The following is a 2,103-nucleotide window of genomic DNA, read 5'->3' as shown; positions in this document are numbered from 1 at the left end:
GCCCGCGCCGGTGAAGCTGGCAAGGGTTTTGCGGTTGTCGCAGCCGAGGTTAAAAACCTGGCAAATCAGACAACACGTGCGACCGAAGATATCGCCAGCCAGATTGAAGGCATCCAAAGCAGCACTCAGGGTGCACTTGGCGCGATTGAGCATCTGTCATCGCGCATGAAGGAACTAAATGAAGTTGCCGGAGGTATTGCTGCGGCCGTAAGCGAACAGGACGCCGCCACTGGTGAAATCGCCCGAAATGTCTCGGAAGCAGCGGCAGGTACCAAGGAAGTTGCCCATAACGTTGTTGGCCTGCGCGAGTCCGCAGACGAAGAGCGTGTTTCATCGGGCCAAGTTCTGTCCGCATCCAACAGCCTGTCGGACAAATCACAAGCGCTTCTGTCGCAGGTCAAGCGGTTCCTCGAAGACATCCGGGCCGCCTGAGTTCGCACACAGCAGACAGAAAAAAGGCGGGCTGAATTTCAGCCCGCCTTTTTTTAGTTCATTGATCCGACAAAGATCAGATCGACTGGTTGATCCAGTCAACAAGGGCGCTTTTCGGCAGTGCACCGACTTTCATCGCCGCGACTTCGCCGCCCTTAAAGATCATCAGGGTCGGAATGCCACGAACACCGTATTTGGCCGGGGTGTTCGGGTTTTCGTCGATATTCACCTTGGCGATCTTGAGCTTGCCGCCCAGTTCACCAGCGATTTCATCGAGATATGGGGCAATCTGTTTGCACGGACCGCACCACTCAGCCCAGAAATCGACCAAAACCGGGTCGTTGGAACCCAGAACGTCGGTATCGAACGAACCGTCGGAAACTTTAATCGTGGTCATACTTTCAGATCCTAGTTGTTACGAGGCAAGGCGGGCGAACCCGCAAACCTCGATCCGCTTTATGAGGCCAAGGTAGGCAGCACCGACGCAAACGTCAAGCGCATTGGGCCTGCCCAAAGAAACTGCACGGCGCCAAGCCTTGTCACGCCCGGAGTCGGTTCCGTCAGCCAAATGTCAGAATATGTTCAGGCAGCTCCACCATCCACGGCCCGTTGGTCCAAAGAATGAAACACCTGACCGTCTTGCCTGGATACATCTGCGCAAGTGCCGCGCGGTAAATCGACATCTGGCGGCGATAGGCACGCGGCGTATCTTCAACATCGCGTGGTGGCGGTCGATTGGTCTTGTAATCGACAATCATCACTTCGTCATCGCGAACGACAAGCCGGTCAATCTGGGCGGAAACTACATCCCCGCCGACAATGCCGACAAGCGGCACCTCTGCCCGTGATCCGGGTGCAAACACCGGGGCAAAGGCCGGGTTATCGAATATGCCCAGCGTTTCATTGGCGATTTCGATCTGCTGATCGGGATCAAGCGCATGGATCGGCTGGGCAAGGAAACGTTCCGCAGCCTTGCGACGGGCCTGCTCGGGCAGATCCGGCAGAAGTTCCAAAAGCTTATGGATCAGAAGACCACGCTTGAAGCTTTGTCCCTGATCTCCGCCAAGCGGTGACTGGTGAACCTCGTCCTCCTCAATCATGCGGCTGGGTGCCAGCGGTTTGGGCGGGAAGGATTCAGTTGGCGCGACAGCCCGGATCAGATGGCGTTTGGTCGATTGTTGCGAGTCCGTAACATCATCCGTACGATCAGGCTTTGGGGCCTGACTTTGATCGGTTTCCCATATCCAGCCTTCCCCGTCCCAACCCGAAGCGGAATAGGTCGAAAGATCAATCTGGGCCGGTTTGGCGTAGCCTTCCATCGCTTGGCTACACAGATTGTACCAGCAATGCTCTGGCGCCTTGCGTCGCCCCTGCCAGCCACAGATGTAAAGCCGATCTTCTGCACGTGTCAGGGCGACATACAGCAGGCGGTTATATTCCTGATCGCGTTTGAGCGCGATGTCATCGCGCAGGCGCGCAACAAGATCGGTTTCAAGCGCCACGCGCGGCAACCAGAACATCAGGTTGCGATCTTCCTGCCAAAACAGGTTCGGGGCCTGTGTCGGCACCTGCATGGTATCGGGCAGGAACACAATGGGGGCCTGAAGCCCCTTGGCACCATGCACGGTCATGATGCGGACTTCATCACGCCCGCTTTGTTCAAGGTCACGC

The 2,103-nt window shown here is 56.7% G+C and carries 3 protein-coding genes; 1 reads left to right on the top strand and 2 read right to left on the bottom strand.

Annotated features, from left to right (window positions below; genetic code table 11):
- On the top strand, positions 1 to 432 hold a 432-nt coding region (locus B2R48_RS00105; RefSeq protein ID WP_296996233.1), incomplete at its 5' end, for a methyl-accepting chemotaxis protein.
- 76 nt (positions 433 to 508) lie between these two features.
- Here B2R48_RS00105 and trxA read toward each other — a convergent pair.
- Entirely contained in the window at positions 509 to 829 is a 321-nt protein-coding gene (trxA, locus tag B2R48_RS00100; RefSeq protein WP_008888557.1) for a thioredoxin TrxA, read from the bottom strand.
- A 163-nt stretch (positions 830 to 992) separates the two neighbouring features.
- A partial coding sequence (locus tag B2R48_RS00095; protein WP_296996229.1) for a 3'-5' exonuclease occupies positions 993 to 2,103 on the bottom strand: 1,111 nt, incomplete at its 5' end.

The sequence above is a fragment of the Thalassospira sp. UBA848 genome, from assembly GCF_002295455.1.
Classification (GTDB): domain Bacteria; phylum Pseudomonadota; class Alphaproteobacteria; order Rhodospirillales; family Thalassospiraceae; genus Thalassospira.
This window is presented reverse-complemented; position numbering and strand designations above follow the sequence as displayed.